This is a genomic window from Snodgrassella sp. ESL0324 (genome assembly GCF_013344955.1).
Classification (GTDB): Bacteria; Pseudomonadota; Gammaproteobacteria; order Burkholderiales; family Neisseriaceae; genus Snodgrassella; species Snodgrassella alvi.
Map to the genome: position 1 here is coordinate 225,841 of NZ_JAAEDS010000014.1, position 22,056 is coordinate 247,896.

Genomic DNA, 22,056 nt, shown 5'->3' on the forward strand with positions numbered 1-22,056 from the left:
TACTATTTATACATGCGCAAACCAATTTAGCATGTCCTATCTTCTTTAAATAAAGTACTGCATGAATTCATATTCTCTTTTCGTAAGCTGTCCGCGCGGGCTGGAAACCATATTAAATCAGGAACTGGTTACTCTGGGCTGTGAGCAGATTCATAATCGTGACGGCGGTATCGCACTTACAGGTGATTTAGCCAGCGTATACAAAATTAATCTGCACAGCCGTGTAGCCAGCCGGGTACTTATCCGTCTGACTACCGGCCACTTTCGCAACGAAAACGAAATTTATCAACTGGCCCGGAAAATCTGCTGGCCTGAATGGTTTGACGTAGATAAAAATTTCAAAATTCATATCGAAGGCAAACAGGCACAAATCAACAGCCTTAATTTTGCTGCGCTCAAAGTAAAAGATGCTATCTGCGATGTATTTCGCGATAAAACCGGCCGCCGCCCCAGTATAGAAAAATTTCGTCCGGATATCCGCATTCATGTCTTTATTGTGAAAAACGAAATATCTGTTTATCTGGACAGCAGTGGTGAAGCCTTATTCAAACGTGGCTACCGCAGTGACACCGGTGAAGCACCATTACGTGAAAATCTGGCGGCCGGTTTACTGTTACTGGCTGGCTATAACGGCAGCCAGCCCTTTATGGATCCTTTTTGCGGCAGTGGTACTCTTGCCATTGAAGCCGCACTGATTGCCACCGGCACAGCACCCGGGCTGGAACGTGCTTTCGGTTTTGAAAAACTGAATAATTATAATGATAATTTATGGCAGCAGCTGCGTCGCGCTGCTCAGGCAGCCATACACCAGCCATCTGCACCGGTTTTCGGAGCAGATATTGATAGCAGGCTAATCAGACTGGCTCAGGACAACGCCCGCTATGCCGGTATGGAGCAATATATTCAATGGCAGGTAACAGATGTACTGGATACCCGTCCGAACGGGAATAACGGCATCATGATAAGCAATCCGCCTTATGGTGTCCGCCTTTCTGAAATTCAGCTCTTACACGCTTTATATCCCCAATTAGGCAGCTGGCTGAAACAACATTTTGCCGGCTGGCTGATCGGTATGTTCAGCGCCGACCGTGATATGCCCAAACTGATGCGTCTGTCGCCAAAACGTAAAATCCCATTGTTTAACGGTAATCTGGATTGCCGCCTGTTCCTGCTGGATATGGTAGCCGGTTCTAATCGACAAAAAGAGCATAAAGCATGACAACTACAGAACAAAACGAAGCTCAGCGTCTGTCAAAGCGCATGGCGCAACTGGGTTTATGCTCACGCCGTGAAGCAGACAGCTATATTGAAAAAGGCTGGGTAAAAGTTAATGGTAAAACCGCCGTACTCGGACAAAAAGTTTTTAATAGTGATCGCATCGACCTCGACCGGAAGGCGCACCGTCAGCAAGCCGAACGCGTTACCATTATACTGAATAAGCCAGTAGGCTTTGTCAGCGCGCAGCCAGAAAAAGGTTATCGTGCGGCCGTAGAGCTGATTACCGAAGCCAACCACTGGCAGGAAGACAAAAGCCGGATTCAGTTTCAGCCGGAGCATACACGCCATCTGGCGCCGGCCGGCCGTCTGGATATCGATTCAGTAGGCTTGCTGGTACTTACTCAGGACGGGCGTATTGCCAAACAGCTGATCGGTGAACACAGTGGTATCGAAAAAGAATATCTCGTACGCGTAACCGGCAAACTGAGTGAAAGCGGTCTGGCGCTGCTGAACCACGGATTAAGTCTTGACGGTGAAAAACTGCGGCCGGCTAAAGTCAGCTGGCAAAATCAGGATCAGCTGCGCTTTATACTTAAACAAGGTAAAAAACGCCAAATCAGGCGCATGTGTGAACTGGTAGGCTTACGTGTAACCGGTCTGAAACGGGTACGCATGGGTAAAATCAAACTGGGTGCCCTACCACCGGGGCAATGGCGTTATTTAAGCCCGCAGGAAAAATTCTGATACTCTGCAACCTGAACGGATATAAATTATATTTAATTGAAAATACTAATAATATCTTTTAACATCAATATTTTCCCAGATACAGGCTGAAGAAATAATATATGCAGCTCAATATGAAAAAAATTTATCTTACCCTGCTGAGTGCCAGCCTGCTATCCGCTTGTGCAACAGAAACATCACAAGTAATCAACACTCCCAAAGTAGCCACTTATCAGCAAGCATACAACGGCATAAAAACTCAGCTGGCTGTAGGGAAGTTTGACAGCCGTGGTAATCTGGGCAGCGGTATTTTCAGCAACAGCAATAATCAGCTTACCAGTCAGGCGAAAACCATTCTGATGACTGATTTACAGCAAACAGGTCGTTTTATTGTTCTGGATCGTACTAATCTGGATGAAATCCGTAATGAAGCCAATATCAACGGTATGCAACAAAAGCTCAAGGGCGCGCGCTACATTGTAACTGGTGATATTTCAGAATTCGGACGTAAAACTATAGGTGATGAACAATTATTCGGCATTCTTGGTCAGGGAAAAACTCAGGTAGCCTATGCCAAAGTTACCCTTAACATCATTGATGTGCAAACAGCAGAAATCGTTTATTCAAGTCAGGGTGCCGGAGAATTCAAACTTTCCACACGCGAAATACTCGGTACCGGCGGCTATGCCAGCTATGACGGAACCCTTAACGGAAAAGTGCTTGATTTAGCCATTCGAGAAGCAGTAAACAATCTGGTTAATGGCATTGAATCAGGACAATGGAATCCTCAGCCTTAACATAAAACCTTTCTGCACACATCAAATCCGAAATGAAAAAAATAATAACAACCGCCATCGCGACCCTGATACTGGCTGTATGCGCTCATCAGAGTCAGTCTGCCACACTTTACTACTGGGGTGATTATCACAAACTGCAATATCAGGCACTGGACGGTAAAACCTCACTGGAAGAACAGATTGCCGGTATGGAAAAATATTTTATTGATGCTGCCAATCATCACAGTAAGCCGGCACCGGGAGCCCATGCACATCTGGGGATGCTGTATGCACAGGCCGGCAACCGCGCCGGTGCTAAAGCTCAGTTTGAAAAAGAAAAAGCCGCTTTTCCCGAATCAGCAACTTATATGAACTTCCTGTTAAAAAATATTGACAAAGATAAATCATAATGCGCTTTTTCAAATTACTGCTTTCTCTGGCGGTTACTACTTTACTTTTCGCCTGTTCCACCTCTCATTACCAGCCACAGCCGCATGATTACAGCAAATTCCGGCAAAGTGATCCGCATTCTATTCTGGTATTACTGCCCACCAGCTCCTCAGTTGATACAAAAGCACCATATGCTGTATTGGCTCAGACAACACAACCATTAGCTGAATCAGGTTATTATGTTTTTCCTGTAGCTCTGGTTAATGAAACATTTAAAGACAATGGTCTGAATGATGGAGCTGAAATTCAGGCAATAGACATAAACAAAATCAGACAGATTTACAATCCTGATGCCATCCTGTACTTAAACGTAAAAGACTATGGCACAAAATACAAAGTAATCAGTAGCGTTACCACTGTTACCGTAGAAGCCAAACTGATAGATGCTAAAAACGGTTCGATTATCTGGAGCGGAGAAAAAAATATCACCATAGATTCCAGTAATAATAGCAACAATGATATTTTTTCACTGATGGTCAATGCCGTGATTACACAGATTTCAAATAAAGTCTCCGATAAAGCTTATATCGTTGCTGGTGCAGTAGATACCGGTTTACTGTCAGCTGAGGAAACTAATGGCATACTCTTCGGACCTTACAACCCCGGATATAAAAAACCGGTTATCCCCGTTGAATCCGTAAATTAACTTACCTCTCTCAATAAAAGCATCTTTACAGACTTACATGCCAATCAATTATTCTGCACTTAAACTGTAAGTACCCAAAAGCCGGAAAGCATCCGGCCAAATAATAAAATGCACCTTTAAAAACGGGTACATGAAACAAAATACCATCAAACCAGCAGATTTTTCCATTGCCATTACCACTGTTTTCACCTAAATTGTTATCAGACAAAACTGCGAAAAGTAAAGTAAACAGTTAAAATAACCAATTTACAGCCTTACCAATTTAACGCCAGCAGAGCGGAACGGAACACGTTTAATGAGCACACAAGCCAGTCAGCGTATACGCGAAATCCCCTATAACTACACTTCTTATTCCGACAGAGAAATAGTCATTCGCCTGCTCGGCAGCCATTCTTGGGATTTATTGCAACAGCTGCGCGAGCAAAGACGAACCGGCCGCTCAGCACGAATGCTGTTTGAAATACTCGGAGATATCTGGGCAGTTATCCGCAATCCTTACCTGATTGACGACCTGCTCGAACACCAGCATCGCCAGCAGGCACTGGTTAAAGAAATGCGCCACCGCCTCAGCGAAATTCAGAAACGGCGCGACAACAACCAGATGGTCGAGCAGCTGATAAAAAGCACAGAGCAGGCCATCAGCGATTTTGACAGCAGCTTTGGCAAAACCCGCAGCAAACGCGAACAGGTATTCAACCGCCTGCGTAAAATCACCCACAAAGACAACATTATGTTCGACGGGCTGGCGCGCGTCAGCCACGTTACCGATGCTACCGACTGGCGTGTTGAATACCCTTTTGTAGTTATCAACCCGGATCACGAAAAAGAAGTTGCACCGCTTGTACGCGCTTTAATTGAGCTGGAGCTCACCATCATTCCGCGCGGCGGCGGTACCGGCTATACCGGTGGTGCCATTCCGATGGACGCCATGAGCGCCGTAATCAATACCGAAAAACTCGACCAGTACAGCCCGGTTGCCTTACAGCAACTGCCCGGGCTGGAAGGCACTTATCCGGTAATTACCTGCGGTGCCGGAGTAGTTACCCGCCGTGTAGAAGAAGCGGCCAGTGCTGCCGGATGGGTTTTTGCCGTAGACCCTACATCTGCCGATGCCTGCTGTATCGGCGGCAACGTAGCCATGAATGCCGGCGGTAAAAAAGCCGTATTGTGGGGCACCACTCTGGATAATCTGGCGTGGTGGAAAATGGTCAACCCGCAGGGGCAATGGCTGAAAATAGAACGTGTACGCCATAATTTCGGCAAAATCCACGACGAAACCACCGCCATATTTGACATACATACCCTTGATAACGACGGCTACAGCATCCTTAAAACCGAGCGTCTCGAAGTACCCGGGCAGCGTTTCCGCAAAGTAGGTCTGGGTAAAGACGTTACCGATAAATTCCTTGCCGGCGTACCGGGAGTGCAGAAAGAAGGCACGGATGGCATCATCACCTCTGCTGCTTTCGTTTTACACCGCATGCCTAAATACACCCGTACCATCTGTATGGAGTTTTTCGGCACGGTAGCCAATGCCACCCCATCCATCGTCGAAGTGCGCAATTACATGCTTAACCATAAAACCGTCAAACTGGCGGGGCTGGAGCATCTCGACTGGCGCTACGTGCGCGCCGTTGGTTACGCTACTAAGGCAGCTGGCAAAGGCCGCCCGAAAATGGTATTACTGGCCGACATCGTTTCAGATGATGAAAATGAAGTACAGGCAGCAGCAGCTCATATCGTGCGGCTGGCCAACGCCCGCTGCGGCGAAGGCTTTATCGCCGTTACTCCTGAAGCACGCAAAACTTTCTGGCTCGACCGCTCACGTACGGCCGCCATCGCCCGCCATACCAATGCGTTTAAAATCAATGAAGACGTTGTTATCCCTCTTGAACAGCTTGGCAGCTATTCCGACGGTATCGAACGCATCAACATTGAGCTGTCGATTCAGAACAAACTTGCTCTGTGCGCGGCCATCATCGAATATCTGCAAACCAAACTGCCGGTAGATAAACTCGATACCGACCTTTCCAGCGCCGAGCTGCTCGGCTCCCGCAAACAGCATGCCCTTGATTACATCACCGGTATTCAGACCCGCTGGACATGGCTGCTCAACCATCTCGACACACCACTGGCCGACTATCTGCAGCAGTTTCCGCAAAAACTCGAAGACAACGAACCGGCTGGCGACCAGAGCTGCTTTATCGCCATGCGTGATTTTCATCTGCGCGTATCCATCAAACGCGACATCATGCAGCCACTGGCCGAAATATTCAGCGGCAAAACCGATACCCTGATACTTGAAAAGCTCGACGAAATTCATCGCCATATCATCCGCGGCCGTGTCTTCGTTGCCCTGCATATGCATGCCGGTGACGGCAATGTCCATACCAACATCCCGGTTAATTCCGACGACTACGACATGCTGCAAACCGCTCATCATGCCGTAGACCGCATCATGGCACTGGCGCGCAGCCTTAACGGCGTTATTTCCGGTGAGCACGGCATCGGCATTACCAAAATCGACTACCTGACACAGGCAGAAATGCAGCCCTACTGGGATTACAAACAGCAGGTAGACCCGCACGGCCATTTTAACCGCGGCAAACTGATGCCCGGTGCCAACCTCGACAAAGCCTATACTCCCTCATTTGAGCTGCTGGGCGTAGAATCCCTGATTATGGAACAGTCTGAGCTGGGTAAAATTGCCCACTCCATCAAAGACTGTCTGCGCTGCGGCAAATGTAAACCCGTGTGCAGTACCCATGTACCGCGCGCTAACCTGCTGTACTCACCGCGCAATAAAATTCTGGGTGTCGGTCTGCTTACCGAAGCCTTCCTGTACGAAGAGCAAACCCGCCGCGGCGTTTCCCTGAAACATTTTGATGAACTGAACAGCGTGGCCGATCACTGTACCGTGTGCCACCGCTGCATAAAACCCTGTCCGGTAAAAATCGACTTTGGCGACGTTACCGTAGCCATGCGCAACTACCTGCGCAAAGCCGGTAAAAAGAAATTCAATCCCACCGTATACATGGGCATGGCCTTTCTTAACGCCACCGACCCCAGAACCATCAAAGCCCTGCGTACAGGTGTCGTTAAAGCCGGCTTCAGACTGCAAAACTGGGGCTATGAAATGGGTAAGCACTTTAGCCTTGGCTGGCTGAAGCGCCAGAAAACCGCGCCACGTGCCACCACCGCCAAGCCGGAAATCCGCGAACAGGTAATACACTTTATCAACCGCCCTTTACCGCGCCACGTACCGATTAAAACAGCCCGTGCCCTGCTGAATATCGAAGACAGCACCACCGTACCGATTATCCGCAATCCGCAAATCAGCGATGAAGCCGAAGCCGTTTTCTACTTTCCCGGCTGCGGCTCCGAGCGACTGTTCAGCCAGATAGGTCTCGCTACTCAGGCCATGCTCTGGCATGTAGGCGTCCAAACCGTCTTACCGCCGGGCTATCTGTGCTGCGGCTATCCGCAAACCGCCGGCGGTAATAAAGACAAAGGCGATAAAATCACCATGGACAACCGCGTACTGTTCCATCGTGTAGCCAATACCCTGAACTATCTGGATATCAAAACCGTAGTTGTAAGCTGCGGAACCTGTTACGACCAGCTCAAAGATTATCACTTCGATAAAATTTTCCCCGGCTGCCGCATACTCGATATTCACGAATACCTGCTGGAAAAAGGCCTGAAACTGAACGGCGTAAAAGGCCGGCAATACCTGTATCACGACCCCTGCCATACCCCGATTAAAACCACCCAGCCGATAAAAGTTGTGAATGAGCTGATGGGGCAGAACGTACCTCTGTCAGACCGCTGCTGCGGTGAATCCGGCATGTTTGCCGTCAGCCGGCCGGATATTGCCACACAGGTACGCTTCCGCAAACAGGAAGAAATCGAAAAAGGCAAAGCCAGGCTGCCTCAGGGCGAACCAGTAAAAATCCTCACCAGCTGCCCCGCCTGTCTGCAAGGCCTGAGCCGTTATACTGATGATGCAAATATCAAGGCTGATTATGTAGTAATTGAAATGGCCAAACATATACTGGGCGAAAACTGGCAGGATGAATTTGTGCAGAAAGCCAGTAACGGAGGGATTGAGCGGGTGTTACTGTAAATAGGATTAAAAAAAGGTTGCTACTTTACTAAGTAGCAACCTAAATATAGCTCAAAAATAAATTCTATTAAATTAATATCAATAAAATTTTTTAATTCATTATCATTACTTGTTGTTGAATTTCAATAGGTTGTAGAGTTTGATATTTTTGCCGAATTAAATTATATAAATCTGGCATATTTTCAATCGATAAAGTTACAATAAGTACATATTCTAAATTTTCTAAATTTTTATCACGCGTGGGCATACCGCAATCACGCGTATGATACTTAATATCAAAACAGGGTTCAGTAAAATCGAATGTTTCTTTAAATGTATGTTCAGCTCTTAAAGTAGTCTCCCATTTATGTCCTTGATACCGTTTTTCATTTTCATCGCCATATATATTTTTGATATTAAATAATGAGAAAGTCCTGGCTTTAGGCAAAGTATTTTTTCTCATTATTACTTCTAATCCGCTTCTAGTTGAGTTTACAGGATGTTCAATATCAATATTACTAGTGAAGCAAAATGTAGCTTTAATATTTATATTTCCGTTTATTTCTGCATCAGGAAATGGTATAAATGCTCTCATATATTTAGATGGTTCTAATACCCCTTGGTATATAACTTTAACTTGATTATCGCTACAATACACAATATCACTTATATCTACAGGAAACCGTCCCCAACCAATTTCTCGACGTTCAAGTTTCTTTTTTTCAGCATGATGAATCAGAAGAGCTTTAGCAGTTAAAGGTGTAATATCAAATTTTAATAAAGTACTTAAAGCAATTGCCTGCCTTAATACTAGTGGTGCAGCAAAACTTGTTCCTGCTACTTGAGCAATACCTTTAGATACCGGATTATAAATTTGAAATGGTTCATCTTCAGTTCCTCCAAAAGCCAATCCATCAGGTTTAACATAACCTGGGCTTCGACCTGGGCCAATACAACTATATGAACATCTTTGCCAATTATCAGAAAGTGATGTTGCAGCGCCTACAGTTAATGCATTAATCAAATCAGCAGGTGGCTGAATTCTATTCAATCTGTCAGGTAACTCACCATCATTGCCTGCAGCAATTGTGCATAACGTTCCGTTTTCAGCAAAGAGCGCTTCTAATGTCGAAGTCCAAACATGAACATCATCGTCATCTATAGGTAATCTCGGCCCTATACTGATATTGACATAATCATATTTATTATTTTCTAAAACAGATTTGATTCGAACTAAAACATCAAATAAATCAATATCAGTATGATTATTAGTCTCCAAAACACGATAATGATCTATATTACAATAAGGTATTTTTAGCTTTTCTGTTTTAGAATCAACTAAACCAAATAAAACTGTTGATGTAACGTCCAAACCATGTGCAACTTGGCTTATTTGAGTATTTTCATCATTAATTGAATTTTTTTCCTTAATTAAATCTATTTCCTTGACCCATAAATTATATTCTGGAATTCCAACTCCACTATCAAAAATAGCAACTTTTAAATCAGGATTAATTGCTTGTTCAGTTGGTAAAGATAATAATTCTGAATCTTCCACAGAACTAGTAAGAATTGGATCAGTAAATCTTAATTCTGGAAGTTTTCTAATTGTTCTCAAAAATGAAAATTCAGCTAATTTTGTTATATCTTCTTTTTTGGCTTCAAAAGACATAAAAGTTAAGCCTTTTACTCCAATACATTTATTATTATTAATGTTTATACTTTCGCTTTTAGCAAATTTTTCAAAATCTTTTACAATTGAAGTTGAATTTTTAGGTGTATGCAGAGTAACTTCTACCTTTTTGACATTATTATCATCTATATTTTTAATTTTATCTGATATCTCTAAGATTGATATATCTTCAAGAGTAATAAAATCATTTTTTAAATTTTTATTATTAATAAAAGTATCATTATTTAATTCATTAATAAATGACTCAAAATTTTCTCTCTTTCCTGCTACAAAAATACATATAGTAATGTAGTTCTCTTGTTTTCCTTTCGTTTTATGATTTTTACGTGGTTTAATTTTAATAGATTTACTACCAATACTTTCTAAAGAAAAATGATTCAAAAGAGTAATTGGAAAGTAACTTTTTGCTAAAAAGGTCGGATGAAGTATAAATTTAGCAACTGCTTTCCCATCCGGCTTTGCATACAAAGGAATTTTATCAATACTTAAAATTAAATTTTGTAATTTTTCCAAAATTACAGATTTATTCTCTTCATATGTATATGGTTTTTTTTTCTCTCCTCCCCTCCCTGATAAAACCACAGGATTAGTTAAAGTTTCACCATAGCCTAAAAGCATATTCGTATTTTGAGTCATCTTAATCCTAATCATTTAAAATTAAACGTATTCGTGACCTTGGAATACCTAATTCTTTTGAAATTGTTCTTTGAGAAATTTTTTCATTAGTCATTTTCTTAACAACATTCTCAAGTGAATCGCTTCTTAATAATTCTCCAGTCAATGCCATGCCTAAAGGAATTTTTTCTAAAATGCTATTTCTTTTAGCTTGAATAATAGCCTTTTCCAAAATTGAAAATGAAGACTTACCAAGCCTAACAGAAATATAATTTGCTAAACTTTCACCGATTTCTTTAGAAATTAAATATTTTTCAACTAACTTTTGTGATGGATATTGAAACTCAATAACTTTATCAAATCTTCTCCATGCTGCAGGGTCTAATAACTCAGAATGATTAGTGGCTGCGATTAAAATAGATGTTGAAGGCCAATCATCTATTGCTTGTAAAAGTACAGTTACTAATCTTTTAAGCTCTCCTACATCTGTAACATCATCTCTCTTTTTTGCTATTGCATCAAATTCATCAAGTAATAAAACACACGGGAAAGTCGAAGCGTAATTAAGGACTGCTTTAATATTGTTGCCAGTTTTACCTAAAAAACTACTCATTACACTTGCTAAATCTAAAGTTAAAAGTGGCATATCTAGCTTGCAAGCAAGCCATTTAGCTGCTAATGTTTTGCCTACACCAGGAGGTCCTTCCATTAGAAGAGATCTTGAAGGATTTAATCCAAATTTACATAAAATTTCTTTTTTTTTCCATTCCATAACAAATCGATTCAATTGTTGGAAGGTTTCATCAGACCATACAGGCTCGACATCAATTTGAACTGGATAAGTTTCAATAAGTAAATTTGAACGACTATCTGCATCAACTGGTGCAACCTTAGGCTTTAAGTATTGAGCTCTTTCTCCTCCCTTTCCTTGATTATTTATAACTAAAATTTCTAATTTTTCAGCTAGTGCAGGGAAGTCTTTTTGCAGCTTTTTGATCATAATACGTATGCGCATTAGAAGGCTTTCTCTTTTTCCAGACAAAGCATCATCAAGAATATCTACAAGCATTTTATTCATCAAATTATTCACTTAACCACCTTCACCGCATATAAATACCAATATATTTATTATTATAACCGAAATATCAAATTTTTAAAATTAAAACACATTTATCACACACTTCTGGAACCATTTTTTAAAAAAATGAAACCACCAACTAATGACTATATTTTTGATATTAAATTCTACGTTGATATCTATATAAATTATTAAAATTGTAATCTTCAAATATTTTATTTATAAATATTTCTTTATCCTACTAAATAATATTATCGTTAACGATAAATATTATTAAGAAATTTAATTTTTAAAATCAGAATATATTTTATTTTTAAATTTTGGCAATTAACAATTAGATATATACAAATACAAGTTAAATTTATTATTCAGTCCAGCCTGCTTTTTCGCAGTCGCAAAGCATTAAGCAATACTGAAATCGAACTCATCGCCATTGCCGCGCCGGCGATTACCGGGCTGAGCCAGCCAATTGCAGCCAGCGGGATACCGAGAATATTATAGAAAAAAGCAAAAAACAGGTTTTGTTTAACAACACGTACAGTAGCGTGAGCCAGAGCCAGCGCATCGGCTACCTGAGTCACCGAATGGCGCATCAGCGTAGCTGAAGCAGTATTGGTGGCCACATCTGCCCCGCCATACATGGCAAAGCTGACATCCGCCGCGGCCAGTGCCGGCGCATCATTGATACCATCGCCGACCATCGCTACCACCTTGCCTTGCTGCATCAGCGCTCTCACCGCTTCGGCCTTGGCACGCGGATTCACTTCTGCCTGATAATAGCTGATACCCAGTTGTCTGGCAATGTATTCAACTACACTGTGCTGGTCACCGCTCATAATATGAATATCAATATTTTGCTGCTGTAAGCGTTTAATTGCACTGGCAGTGTCTTCTTTTAAAGCATCAGCAATAGCAAATGCACCTGCTATTTCATTATTAATAGCGACAACCACAATACTGGCAATCTGCCAGATTTCCTGCTGCTGTAATTGCCCGGGTATGCTGAAACCGCACCATGCAGGATTACCGACTTTTACCGCGCCATACCCGTCTACCTGCGCCTGTGTACCCTGCCCGATTTCGCTGTGGCTATTGCTGGCGGTCAGCACCGGCAGGTTTTGCTGTTCAGCAGCCTGAATCACCGCCTGCGCCAGCGGATGAGTGGTGAGCTGTTCAGCGGCAGCAGCCAGTTGCAGAATAGTTTGCGCCTCATATTGACAAGCGGGATTTCGCCACTGGGCAACAATCTGGGGTTTGCCCTGAGTAAGAGTACCGGTTTTATCCAGTACAACCGTATTGACCTGACTGGTACGCTCAAGTGAGGCTGCATCTTTAAACCATACTCCGTACCGCGCCGAGCGCCCCATACCCACCATCATCGCGGCGGGTGTGGCCAGCCCCAGCGCACACGGACAGGCAATTACCAGTACGGCTACGCCACGGGTCACTGCTTCGTTAAAATCACCACCAAACCACCAGTTCAGAATAAAAGTTAATACGGCTATGGCAACTACGGCAGGCACAAATACCATAGATACTTTATCAGCCAGCCGTGCAATTGGTGCTTTACTGCCCTGCGCCTGCGCCAGTGCCTGCATCATGTCACCCAGCAGAGTCTGACTGCCAAGGGTCTGTGCCTGATAGGTGATACTGCCGTTGCTCAGTAATGCACCGGCAAGTACTTTATCACCAGCCTGTTTCAGTAATGGTTTAGATTCACCGGTGAGATAGCTTTCATCACACCATGCTTCACCACTGTGCACAATGCCATCGGCAGCGATGCGATTGCCGGCATTGGTTTGCAGGATGTCACCTTTTTGTATCTGGCTGAGCGGTACTTCCTGCCAGCCGTTGTCTGTTTGTCTGCGCACCATTTTTGGTGTTAGTTGCAGCAGCATGCTCATGCTGTTGAGGCTTTGCTTTTTAGTCCGCTGTTCCAGATATTTGCCCAGCGAAACAAAGGCAATTACCATCACGCTGGCTTCGAAATAGATATAGTGATGCGCATCATGCTGATGATTAAACAGCATGATACTGGAATAGAGCCAGATAGCGACCGTACCCAGAGACACGAGTACATCCATATTGGCTACGCCGCCTTGCAGGGATTTAATCGCACTATTGTAAAACGGCCAAGCCAGACCAAGCTGGATAATCGAAGCGAGAACAAACTGCCACCATGGCGGCAGCATCCAGTGCTGTCCCAGCAGCATGCCCAGCATACCGACAACAAAAGGCAGAGCAATGATCCAGATAATTGCCAGACGCCACGGTATCGCTGTCGTTTTATGCTCTTCATTCTGCATTTCAGCCAGTGCTTCGATACTGGCGCTGGTTACGGCTGTGGCTTTAAACCCGGTTTTTGCCACCATCTGAACTATATCGTCTGTACTCAGCAGCTTACTGTCAAAACAGGTTTGTAATTCATCACTGGCAAAGTTTACATCAGCAGCAATAATACCCTGCTGCCGGCGCAATACTTTTTCTATGCGGTTGGCACAGGCCTGACAGTCCATGCCCTCAATGGCAAAGCGCGCTGTTTCGGCTGTTTTGCCGTTAGTGTGCTGAGTTTGTTCCATGGTTCTGTCCTTCTGTTTTCCAGCCGCATATCTCAGGATTAAACTACATCAAAACCGGCAGCTTCAACCGCGGCTTTGAGGGTATCTGCGTTAGTAAGGCTGTCGTCAAAGCCGATATCGGCAATACCGGTTGCAAAATTAACTGCCACAGTTTCCACACCCGGGCTGCCCTGTAGTGCTGATGTCACACTTTTGGCACAACCTTCGCAGGTCATACCGTCAATTTTAAACTGAACCATTTGCATTTCTGTCTCCTTATGGATTCGGGTTTAATAAAAAGTAGATAAAGTACAGCTTAAACCTTAACACTGTGATAGAGTCAAGCTTTACATATGCAAATTCAGATTTTAATCTTATGAATATCAGTGCCGCAGAAAAATTAACCGGTTTATCCAGTAAAACCATCCGTGATTATGAGGCTGCCGGACTGATTCAGCCTGTGCGCCAGAGTAACGGCTACCGCGATTACAGTGAAGCCGATATTGCCACACTGTGCTTTATCAGACATGCCCGCGAAGTGGATTTTTCGCTGGCGCAGATTGCCCAGCTGCTTGCATTACGCAACAATCCGCAGCGCACCAGTGCTGATGTGAAAGCACTGGCAGGTGAGCACATACAGCGTCTTAACCAGAAAATTAATGATTTATCCAGTATGAAAGAGACACTGGAAAACTGGTACAACCGCTGTGGCGGTGATGCTTCACCACACTGTGCGATTATCGACGGGCTGGATAAGCATGGTTATGCCGGTAATCACAGTTAAGCCGGCTCCGGTTTGTGTTATCCGTTCAGGACTGGCTGTTATTCATGGTAACTAAAACTGCCTTTTTACTTAAAACAGGCTAAAATAGTCGCTTTTCGGCACTTTTCCCGGGCTTTATTGTTGCTATGCGTCTAACCCATATCAAGCTTTCCGGCTTTAAATCCTTTGTTGATCCCACCACGATTGCAGTACCAGGCAGACTGGTAGCGGTAATCGGGCCAAACGGCTGTGGCAAAAGCAATGTGATTGATGCTGTGCGCTGGGTGCTGGGAGAGGCTTCCGCCCGGCAGTTGCGCGGCGAAAGTATGCAGGACGTGATTTTTAACGGTGCCAATACCCGCCGGCCGGCACCGCGTGCCAGTGTGGAGCTGGTATTTGACAATAGTGACGGCCAGCTTCAGGGAGCATGGGGACAATATGCCGAAGTGGCGATAAAACGCCAGCTGACCCGTCAGGGCGATTCTACTTATTTCATTAATAATCAGGTTGTGCGCCGCCGTGATATTACCGATTTATTTCTCGGTACTGGCGTCGGTGCCCGCGGTTACGCCGTTATTGAGCAGGGAATGATTTCCCGCATCATTGAAGCACGGCCGGAAGAGCTGCGTGCCCATATCGAAGAAGCCGCCGGCGTGTCTAAATACAAAGAACGCCGCCGTGAAACTGAAAATCGTCTTGCCGATACCCGTGAACATTTACAGCGACTGGCCGATTTACAAAGCGAGCTGGATCGTCAGGTAGAAAAACTCCGGCGACAGGCAAATACCGCACAGCGCTATCAGGAACTGAAAACTCAGATAGCCGATAAACAGAATTTATTTGATTACAGCCAGTGGCAGCAGGCTCTGCATCAGGCAGACAGTGCCACAGCACTTTACCAGCAGCATGGCAATGCACAGGAATCACTGAAGCAGCAACTGGAAACACTGGAACAGCAATTACAGCAGCTGCGCGAACAAGAACAGCAACAGCAACAGCGAGTACGCGAAGCTGAGATGCAGCGTGCCGGCCTGCGCGAACAATGGGCACGGCTGGAAGAACAGATTCGCCACCGGCGTGACTGGCAGCAGCGTATTGCCCGTGAACAGACTCAGGCACAAACTGAGCTGCAACGCCTGCACAATGAAAATATTCAGCAACAGCAGCAACTGGAATCGGCCAGTTCGGAGCTGGAAGAACAGCAATTACAGCGTGAAGAATGGGCTTTACAGGCCGCGGAACATGAAGCGCGCATGCCGGAACTGGAAGAACTGGCTCATCAGGGTGAGCGCACCCGTCAGAACCAGCAAAATGAGCTGGCACGTCTGGAACGTGAACTGGCCATCAGACAGCAGCAGCACCAGCATGCGACAGCGGCCATTGCTCAATTGCAGCAGCGCCGGCAGCGTCTGGAAGAAGAGCTGACGCAACTGGCCTTACCGCAAAACGGAGAGCTGGAAACCGCCCGTGAGACAGCGGCAGAGATGGAACAGATTGTAACTACGCTGGAAGAGAACCTGCTGCAATATGAACAGCAGCGTGAAAGCGCCCGGGAAGCACTGCTTCTGGCTCAGCAACAATACCGGCAGCTGGACAAGCAGCAGCTTACCCTTAGCGCACAGGTAGAAGCGTTAACAGCCATGCTTCCACAAGCTGAGCGCAGCAGTACAGAAAACGAAACCGACAGTAATATTCCCTTATTATGGCAACATTTGCAGGTTGCCAAAAAATGGCAGCATGCGACAACCGTTGTCCTCGGACACAGACTACAGGCACAGTATACCGAACAGCTGCAACCTGGAGATACTCTGCCAGAACACACAACCGTCTGGGTCAATCAGACAGCTGAAACCAACCGGCAAAAATGGGCAACAAATGCCCTTTTACAGCATATAGAAGTTCAGGCTCCATTTTTCGACGCCATTCAATACTGGCTCGGACAGGTATTTTGTGCAGAAACACTGGAAGAGGCTTTGCTCGGACAGGCTGATTTACAGACACAACAGCTTATTATTACTCCTGAAGGGCACTGCATAGATGCCGTCAGTGTGACATTGTATGCTGAAGATGATGGTACCAGTCTGCTGCAACAGCAGCAGCAATTGCGCGAGCAGCAACAGGCACTGCTTGCACTGGAACAACCTTTGCAGCAGGCTGCAGAAACCATGCAGCTGGCGCAGCGCAACCTTGAGAATACGGAAGAACGGTTGAATCAGTGTCAGCAACAGCTGAAACAGCAGCAACAGCGCTGGCAAACAGCCTCTGCTCAGGCTACTGAGTTACTGGCACGCACCAGCCAGGGGCAACTACGGCAGGAACATATTCAGCAGGAAAGCGCACAAATCATCAGTGAACTGGCACAGCAGCAGCATGTGCAGCAGCAAACGCAGGCTGATACTGAAAATCTTACACTCGCGGTAGAACAATTGCGTCCGCAATTACAAAATCATACTGCCAGCCAGCAAAACCAGCAGCAAACTTTGAAACAGAGCCAGCTGGCATTGCTGGAAGCGCGACGGCAGCAGGGTTTGGTAGAAATGGCTATAGTACGCCTGCAACAGCGGATTCAGACTGCCACACAGGAACAGCAGCGTATTGCACGCGAAACGGAACGCTGGCAGGAACGTCAGAGCGAGCTTGCACTCGGGATTGCCGAGCAGGAAATGGAAGACGAACAAACCCTGCAAACTGAAGAACTGAATACCCAAATCGATGCAGCTACTGAACAGTGTACAACTGCACAGCAAGTGCTTGAGCAGCTCCAGCAGCAATTACAGCACATACAGCAACAGCAGCACAATCTCAACAGCCAGCTTCCGCAGTTACAGGCCGATACTCAGTCAGCTTTGCTACAGCAACAGGAAGCCTTACTGAATGCCAGACGTTTTCACGAAACTCTGCAACAGAATCAGGCTGATATGGAGGCATTAGCCGAATTGTTTAATCAGTCACAGCAGGCTGTACCGGAATTAAATCAGGAAATTGCGGCACTGGCACAGAAAATCAATGCACTGGGTGCGGTTAATCTGGCGGCATTACAGGAGCTGGAAGAAGCACATGAGCGCGCTGAGTATTATCAGACACAAACAGCGGATGTACAGGCGGCTATTGCGTTACTGGAAGAAGCCATCAGTACAATTGATGAAGAAACCAAAACCCGCTTTAAAACTACTTTTGATGCGGTAAACGAAAAAGTACAAAGCTACTTTCCTACCTTATTTGGTGGTGGTGAGGCCAGACTGGATATGGTCGGTGATGATTTACTCAGCGCCGGTGTATCCATTATGGCGCGCCCGCCGGGTAAGAAAAACAGCACTATTCATCTGCTTTCCGGCGGAGAAAAAGCCTTAACTGCCATGAGTCTGATCTTTGCCCTGTTCAGCCTTAACCCTGCTCCGTTCTGTCTGCTGGATGAAGTAGATGCCCCGCTGGATGATGCCAATACCAGCCGTTTTTGCAATCTGGTTCAGCAAATGTCGGCACAGACTCAGTTCGTGTATATCTCCCATAACCGGCTGACGATGGAAATGGCCGAGCAGCTGGTAGGGGTAACCATGCAGGAAAAAGGTGTTTCGCGTATTGTTGAAGTCAATATCCGCCAGGCACTGGATATGGCTGAAGCTTAAGTGCGCAGATAACAGAATGGCACTAACCACACAATACAGCTTCTGCTTTTTCAACTCATGCTTGCTGAATCATTCCTGATAATCAGCTTTTTTTAATTTATAATTCTCTGCAACAGACCATTACAAGCAATACCTATGCTACTGAATTTTTTATACCAAATCTTATGGCAGATAGCACCCCCTTTTTTACGCAGGTATTTACGCCGGCGTGCTGCGCTGGCACCGGCATATGCGCTTAACTGGTCTGAACGTTTCGGCAAACCTTATCCCGATCCGGTAAAACACGGCATCTGGGTTCATGTGGTTTCTGTTGGTGAAACACGTGCTTCATTACAATTTATCCGTGCGCTGCAAAAGCATTTTCCACATAAACCGTTATTGATGACGCAGACCACACCTACCGGTCGTGCCACGGTACAGCATTTTTTTCCTGAAGCACAATGCCGTTATCTGCCCTATGATAAAAAATCCTGGGTTAAACAATTTATCCGGGATCACCAGCCTGTATTCGGCGTATTAATGGAAACAGAAATCTGGCCGAATCTGATTAATGTCTGCGCCGATAATCAGATTCCGCTGTTTATGGCTAATGCGCGCTTATCCGAAAAGTCTCTGCATGGTTATCTGAGAGTACGCTCACTGGTTGCACCGGCTCTGAGCACGTTAACCGGCTGTTACGCCCAGACTGAGGCGGATGCTCAGCGTCTTAAACAAATCGGTGCTACCAATATTCAGGTCTGTGGTAATACCAAATATGATATTACTCCGCCAGCAGAAACGGCTGAACTGGCACAAACATTCAGACAGCGTATTGGTAACAGACCGGTAGTTGTGTGCAGCAGTACCCGCTTTTATCATGGCACAGACGAAGCACAGTTACTGCTTGATGCATGGGCAAAACAAAAAACCGGTAATATCCTGCTGATTATCGTTCCGCGTCATACTGAGCGCTTTCAGCCAACTTACGAATATGCCGAAAAACTGAATTTTATTACCCAAAAACGCAGTGATAACCAGAATATCGCCGAACAAACTCAGGTCTGGATAGGAGATAGTATCGGCGAACTGTTTGCCTACTATGAATGTGCCGATATTGCCTTTGTAGGCGGAAGTCTGGTCGACAGCGGCTGCCATAATATTATCGAACCGATTGTGTGCAAACTCCCTACTCTGTTTGGTCCTTCTACCTATAATTTTGCCGACGCCGCGCCCAAAGCAATTGCCGCCGGCGCAGCCAGGCAAATTCAGTCTGCAGAAGACTGGGCAGCAACAACCATGGCTTTGCTGGATGATTCACAGCAAAGAAAGCAGATGTCTGCCAGTGCGCAAGCCTTTATCCGGCAGCATCAGGGAGCAAGTGAGCGCATGGCACAAACCATTTATCATTGTCTGAGTAGTCATACCAATGAACAATCAGCTGATTGAATTTTAAAAAATCAGAGATTTAAAATTAAACTGAGATCATAAAAAATCTTAGATAAATACTGATTTCTATTAATATTAATTAACAACTTTTATATTTGGCCGGTAAACTGCATACTGAATTTTCTAAGCAGATAAAAAAGCCGGACAATAGAAATTTGTCCGGCTTTTTTAATGCTAAGCTACATTAATGTACACGTACATGAATAAATGGTACAGAATCTTCCTTAAAACTGTCCTTATATTTATCCAGCATAATTGGCGGACTATGATCACCGACAACCACTATGTCTGTGTCTTTAAAACCTCCGGCCTTAATTTCATTGGCAAGCACAGTAAAAAACTGATGCTGTAAATTCAGATTCCGGCATGCCTCCTGCCGGCCGTCAAATATCGGCTGTTTACAATCATAAGTATAATTACCAAGTATATCCTTTTCAGAATACGGATGATGAGTGTCGAGTGTCAGCCAATAGATAAATGATTTGCCCTGCGCAGCTTTATTTGCAGCAGACACATCATGCACAATATTATAGTCACAAGCGCCGGGAAATGAATGGCATTGTTTGATATTACTGAATTGCGGGAAAAAACGGGCATTTTGCAGACCCATATGCGGATACCAGTCTTTACGGTCATACATTTTAGAATATGAACCATGAAAAGCCTGAACCAGATAACCTTCTTTTTGCAGGTGTACAGGAACACATTGTGTGAATTTATCAAACGGACCCAGAATAAAATTAGAACTTTTAGCTTTTAAATCACATAACTCACGCAGTTCTCCCATAATAGTACTGTGCAGTGCGGGATTTTCTCCCTGTGCAATTAACTGCACATTCGGAATATTTATTAACGGAGCATCAACAGACGGATTAACAGCTCCGTGTTCAGGTATAAACATTCCCCACGATTCATTCAGAATGAACAGTATTTTTTTGGGCGGATTCTGCATATCAATCTGCTTTTGCAATACTCCGCCGTGCGGCCAGTCATAAAATTCCGGTTTCACCGTACCTCGCCAGAAAAACTCATGATTGAATTTCAGATTTTTAATTGTTTCATAATAACTTCCCCACCAGCCGGTTGTCTGATAACGATTGGATAGATTGACCCCGCGGTAATCAAAGAAGAAAACTGAAAAAATCAGATACAGTAAGCCCAATGACCATATCATTCTGCCTGAACATAGCCGAACAATATATTTAAGTATGAGAAACAGACTTATTGCTAAATACAGAACAAATACCGTTATAAATAACCAGTATAATTTCGGAGCATGAGGAATAAAACGTAAAATCTCAATAAACTCGACAATATTATCATAATGATAAAATTGTTTAATCCAGTACAGAATATCAAATATATATACTACTATGTATGCCAGAGCAAACAATATCAGTGACCAGCGCCTGCGCAGGAATAATAATGGCAAAATCCATATATACTCTAAAACAATCATATATCTTTCAGAGTAAACAAAAATATGAGCCAGCCAGAACAAACCATTGGTTATTAATAAATAAAGTAATAAAAAAATCCAGAATCTTAATGAAAAATAACACCTTAACAGATTTGCTATTTTAATAATTGTTGGAAAATTCTTATCTAAACTCATACTTAATTCGTTTCATATGTATATATGCTTAATGAAGAAAAAGCCGCTTACGCGGCTTTGTATGTATACATTTCCTGAATATTTAGATTGTGAATGCTTTAGGTACATATTTATCAGGCATAGTACCACCATTTTTCTTCAGTGAACCATTTTTTAATACATCCAATATCAAAGTTTTATTAGCAATAGAAGAAGATACTTTGGTACCGTTTACTGTATATGTAATTGTACAGCCTGTTGCCTGGTTAGCAGAAAGACTGGTGGTTTTGGCAGTACCACCGATTTCTGCTACACCGTATTTACCAGCTTGTCTGTCAATGGCAGCATCAAGTGTATTACCAGTACCTGACATACAATTACTATTCTGCAGATTATCAATAATCTGAGTTTTCAGACCAGCAGCCAGACTGGAAGCTTCTGAAGCCTGAGAACGGGCAATATAATCAGAGTAAGCAGGTACAGCAATTGCAGCAAGAATACCGATAATTGCAATAACAATCATCAATTCAATTAAAGTAAAACCTTTTTGGAAAGCTTTCATTTTATTCTCCATTTTAAAAACGGTTGAAAATTCACTAACACATCATTTTGTATAAAATACTGGAGCAAATTTCATGCCAGATTTTAAAATTTAATTATTTTTTAAAACACAAAAATGCATCTTGTAAGATAATATTTTGATTTTTAAATTTTAAATATTCAAAAATGCTCTAGGAATATATTTATCATTTATGGTTGAAGCACTATTTTTACGTAAGGATCCGT

15 protein-coding genes are annotated in these 22,056 nt (G+C 44.1%); 9 read left to right on the forward strand and 6 right to left on the reverse strand.

The window, feature by feature from the left end; all coding sequences use genetic code 11:
* The first annotated feature begins 61 nt into the window (after nucleotides 1-61).
* The 6 genes from GYY70_RS08045 to GYY70_RS08070 all read left to right on the forward strand — a co-directional run bounded on the left by GYY70_RS08045 (nucleotide 62) and on the right by GYY70_RS08070 (nucleotide 7,939).
* On the forward strand, nucleotides 62-1,219 hold the full coding sequence (locus GYY70_RS08045; protein WP_174832004.1) for a class I SAM-dependent RNA methyltransferase: 1,158 nt from the start codon (nucleotides 62-64) through the stop codon (nucleotides 1,217-1,219).
* A complete protein-coding gene (locus tag GYY70_RS08050) occupies nucleotides 1,216-1,962 on the forward strand; it encodes a pseudouridine synthase (RefSeq protein WP_174832005.1) in 747 nt (248 codons plus the stop codon). Before GYY70_RS08045 ends, GYY70_RS08050 begins: the two co-directional genes overlap by 4 nt.
* Nucleotides 1,963-2,075: 113 nt before the next feature.
* Nucleotides 2,076-2,738 (forward strand): CsgG/HfaB family protein, encoded by a 663-nt coding sequence (locus tag GYY70_RS08055; protein ID WP_174832006.1) that lies wholly within the window; start codon nucleotides 2,076-2,078, stop codon nucleotides 2,736-2,738.
* A 32-nt stretch (nucleotides 2,739-2,770) separates the two neighbouring features.
* Nucleotides 2,771-3,127: a DUF4810 domain-containing protein gene (locus GYY70_RS08060; protein WP_037390975.1), complete on the forward strand. Its 357-nt coding sequence runs from the start codon at nucleotides 2,771-2,773 to the stop codon at nucleotides 3,125-3,127.
* Nucleotides 3,127-3,813, forward strand: coding sequence for a GNA1162 family protein (locus GYY70_RS08065; protein ID WP_025331100.1), 687 nt, complete (start codon nucleotides 3,127-3,129; stop codon nucleotides 3,811-3,813). The genes GYY70_RS08060 and GYY70_RS08065 overlap by 1 nt, the downstream gene beginning before the upstream one ends.
* Before the next feature lie 295 nt (nucleotides 3,814-4,108).
* A complete protein-coding gene (locus GYY70_RS08070) occupies nucleotides 4,109-7,939 on the forward strand; it encodes a DUF3683 domain-containing protein (RefSeq protein WP_174832007.1) in 3,831 nt (1,276 codons plus the stop codon).
* 91 nt (nucleotides 7,940-8,030) lie between these two features.
* On the opposite strand, the gene GYY70_RS08075 is transcribed toward GYY70_RS08070, so the two are convergent.
* From GYY70_RS08075 to GYY70_RS08090, 4 genes are all read right to left on the reverse strand, one after another.
* A complete protein-coding gene (locus GYY70_RS08075; RefSeq protein ID WP_174832008.1) occupies nucleotides 8,031-10,247 on the reverse strand; it encodes a S8 family peptidase in 2,217 nt (738 codons plus the stop codon).
* Nucleotides 10,248-10,254: 7 nt separating this feature from the next.
* Nucleotides 10,255-11,316: an ATP-binding protein gene (locus tag GYY70_RS08080; RefSeq protein WP_174832009.1), complete on the reverse strand. Its 1,062-nt coding sequence runs from the start codon at nucleotides 11,314-11,316 to the stop codon at nucleotides 10,255-10,257.
* Between the two features lie 356 nt (nucleotides 11,317-11,672).
* The gene (locus tag GYY70_RS08085) at nucleotides 11,673-13,883 is read right to left on the reverse strand and encodes a cation-translocating P-type ATPase (RefSeq protein ID WP_174832010.1); all 2,211 of its coding nucleotides are present in this window, start codon (nucleotides 13,881-13,883) and stop codon (nucleotides 11,673-11,675) included.
* A 38-nt stretch (nucleotides 13,884-13,921) separates the two neighbouring features.
* On the reverse strand, nucleotides 13,922-14,128 hold the full coding sequence (locus GYY70_RS08090) for a heavy-metal-associated domain-containing protein (RefSeq protein WP_174832011.1): 207 nt from the start codon (nucleotides 14,126-14,128) through the stop codon (nucleotides 13,922-13,924).
* A gap of 110 nt (nucleotides 14,129-14,238) precedes the next feature.
* Between GYY70_RS08090 and GYY70_RS08095 the strand changes: the two genes are divergently transcribed.
* The 3 genes from GYY70_RS08095 to waaA all read left to right on the forward strand — a co-directional run bounded on the left by GYY70_RS08095 (nucleotide 14,239) and on the right by waaA (nucleotide 19,676).
* Nucleotides 14,239-14,646 (forward strand): MerR family DNA-binding protein, encoded by a 408-nt coding sequence (locus tag GYY70_RS08095; RefSeq protein ID WP_025331111.1) that lies wholly within the window; start codon nucleotides 14,239-14,241, stop codon nucleotides 14,644-14,646.
* Nucleotides 14,647-14,771: 125 nt separating this feature from the next.
* Entirely contained in the window at nucleotides 14,772-18,251 is a 3,480-nt protein-coding gene (gene smc / locus GYY70_RS08100) for a chromosome segregation protein SMC (RefSeq protein ID WP_174832012.1), read from the forward strand.
* A gap of 135 nt (nucleotides 18,252-18,386) precedes the next feature.
* A complete protein-coding gene (gene waaA, locus GYY70_RS08105; RefSeq protein ID WP_174832013.1) occupies nucleotides 18,387-19,676 on the forward strand; it encodes a lipid IV(A) 3-deoxy-D-manno-octulosonic acid transferase in 1,290 nt (429 codons plus the stop codon).
* Between the two features lie 184 nt (nucleotides 19,677-19,860).
* Here waaA and GYY70_RS08110 read toward each other — a convergent pair whose 3' ends face one another.
* Nucleotides 19,861-21,135 (reverse strand): sulfatase-like hydrolase/transferase, encoded by a 1,275-nt coding sequence (locus GYY70_RS08110; protein ID WP_174832014.1) that lies wholly within the window; start codon nucleotides 21,133-21,135, stop codon nucleotides 19,861-19,863.
* A 238-nt stretch (nucleotides 21,136-21,373) separates the two neighbouring features.
* Nucleotides 21,374-21,832, reverse strand: coding sequence for a pilin (locus GYY70_RS08115; RefSeq protein ID WP_174832015.1), 459 nt, complete (start codon nucleotides 21,830-21,832; stop codon nucleotides 21,374-21,376).
* Nucleotides 21,833-22,056 lie beyond the last annotated feature (224 nt).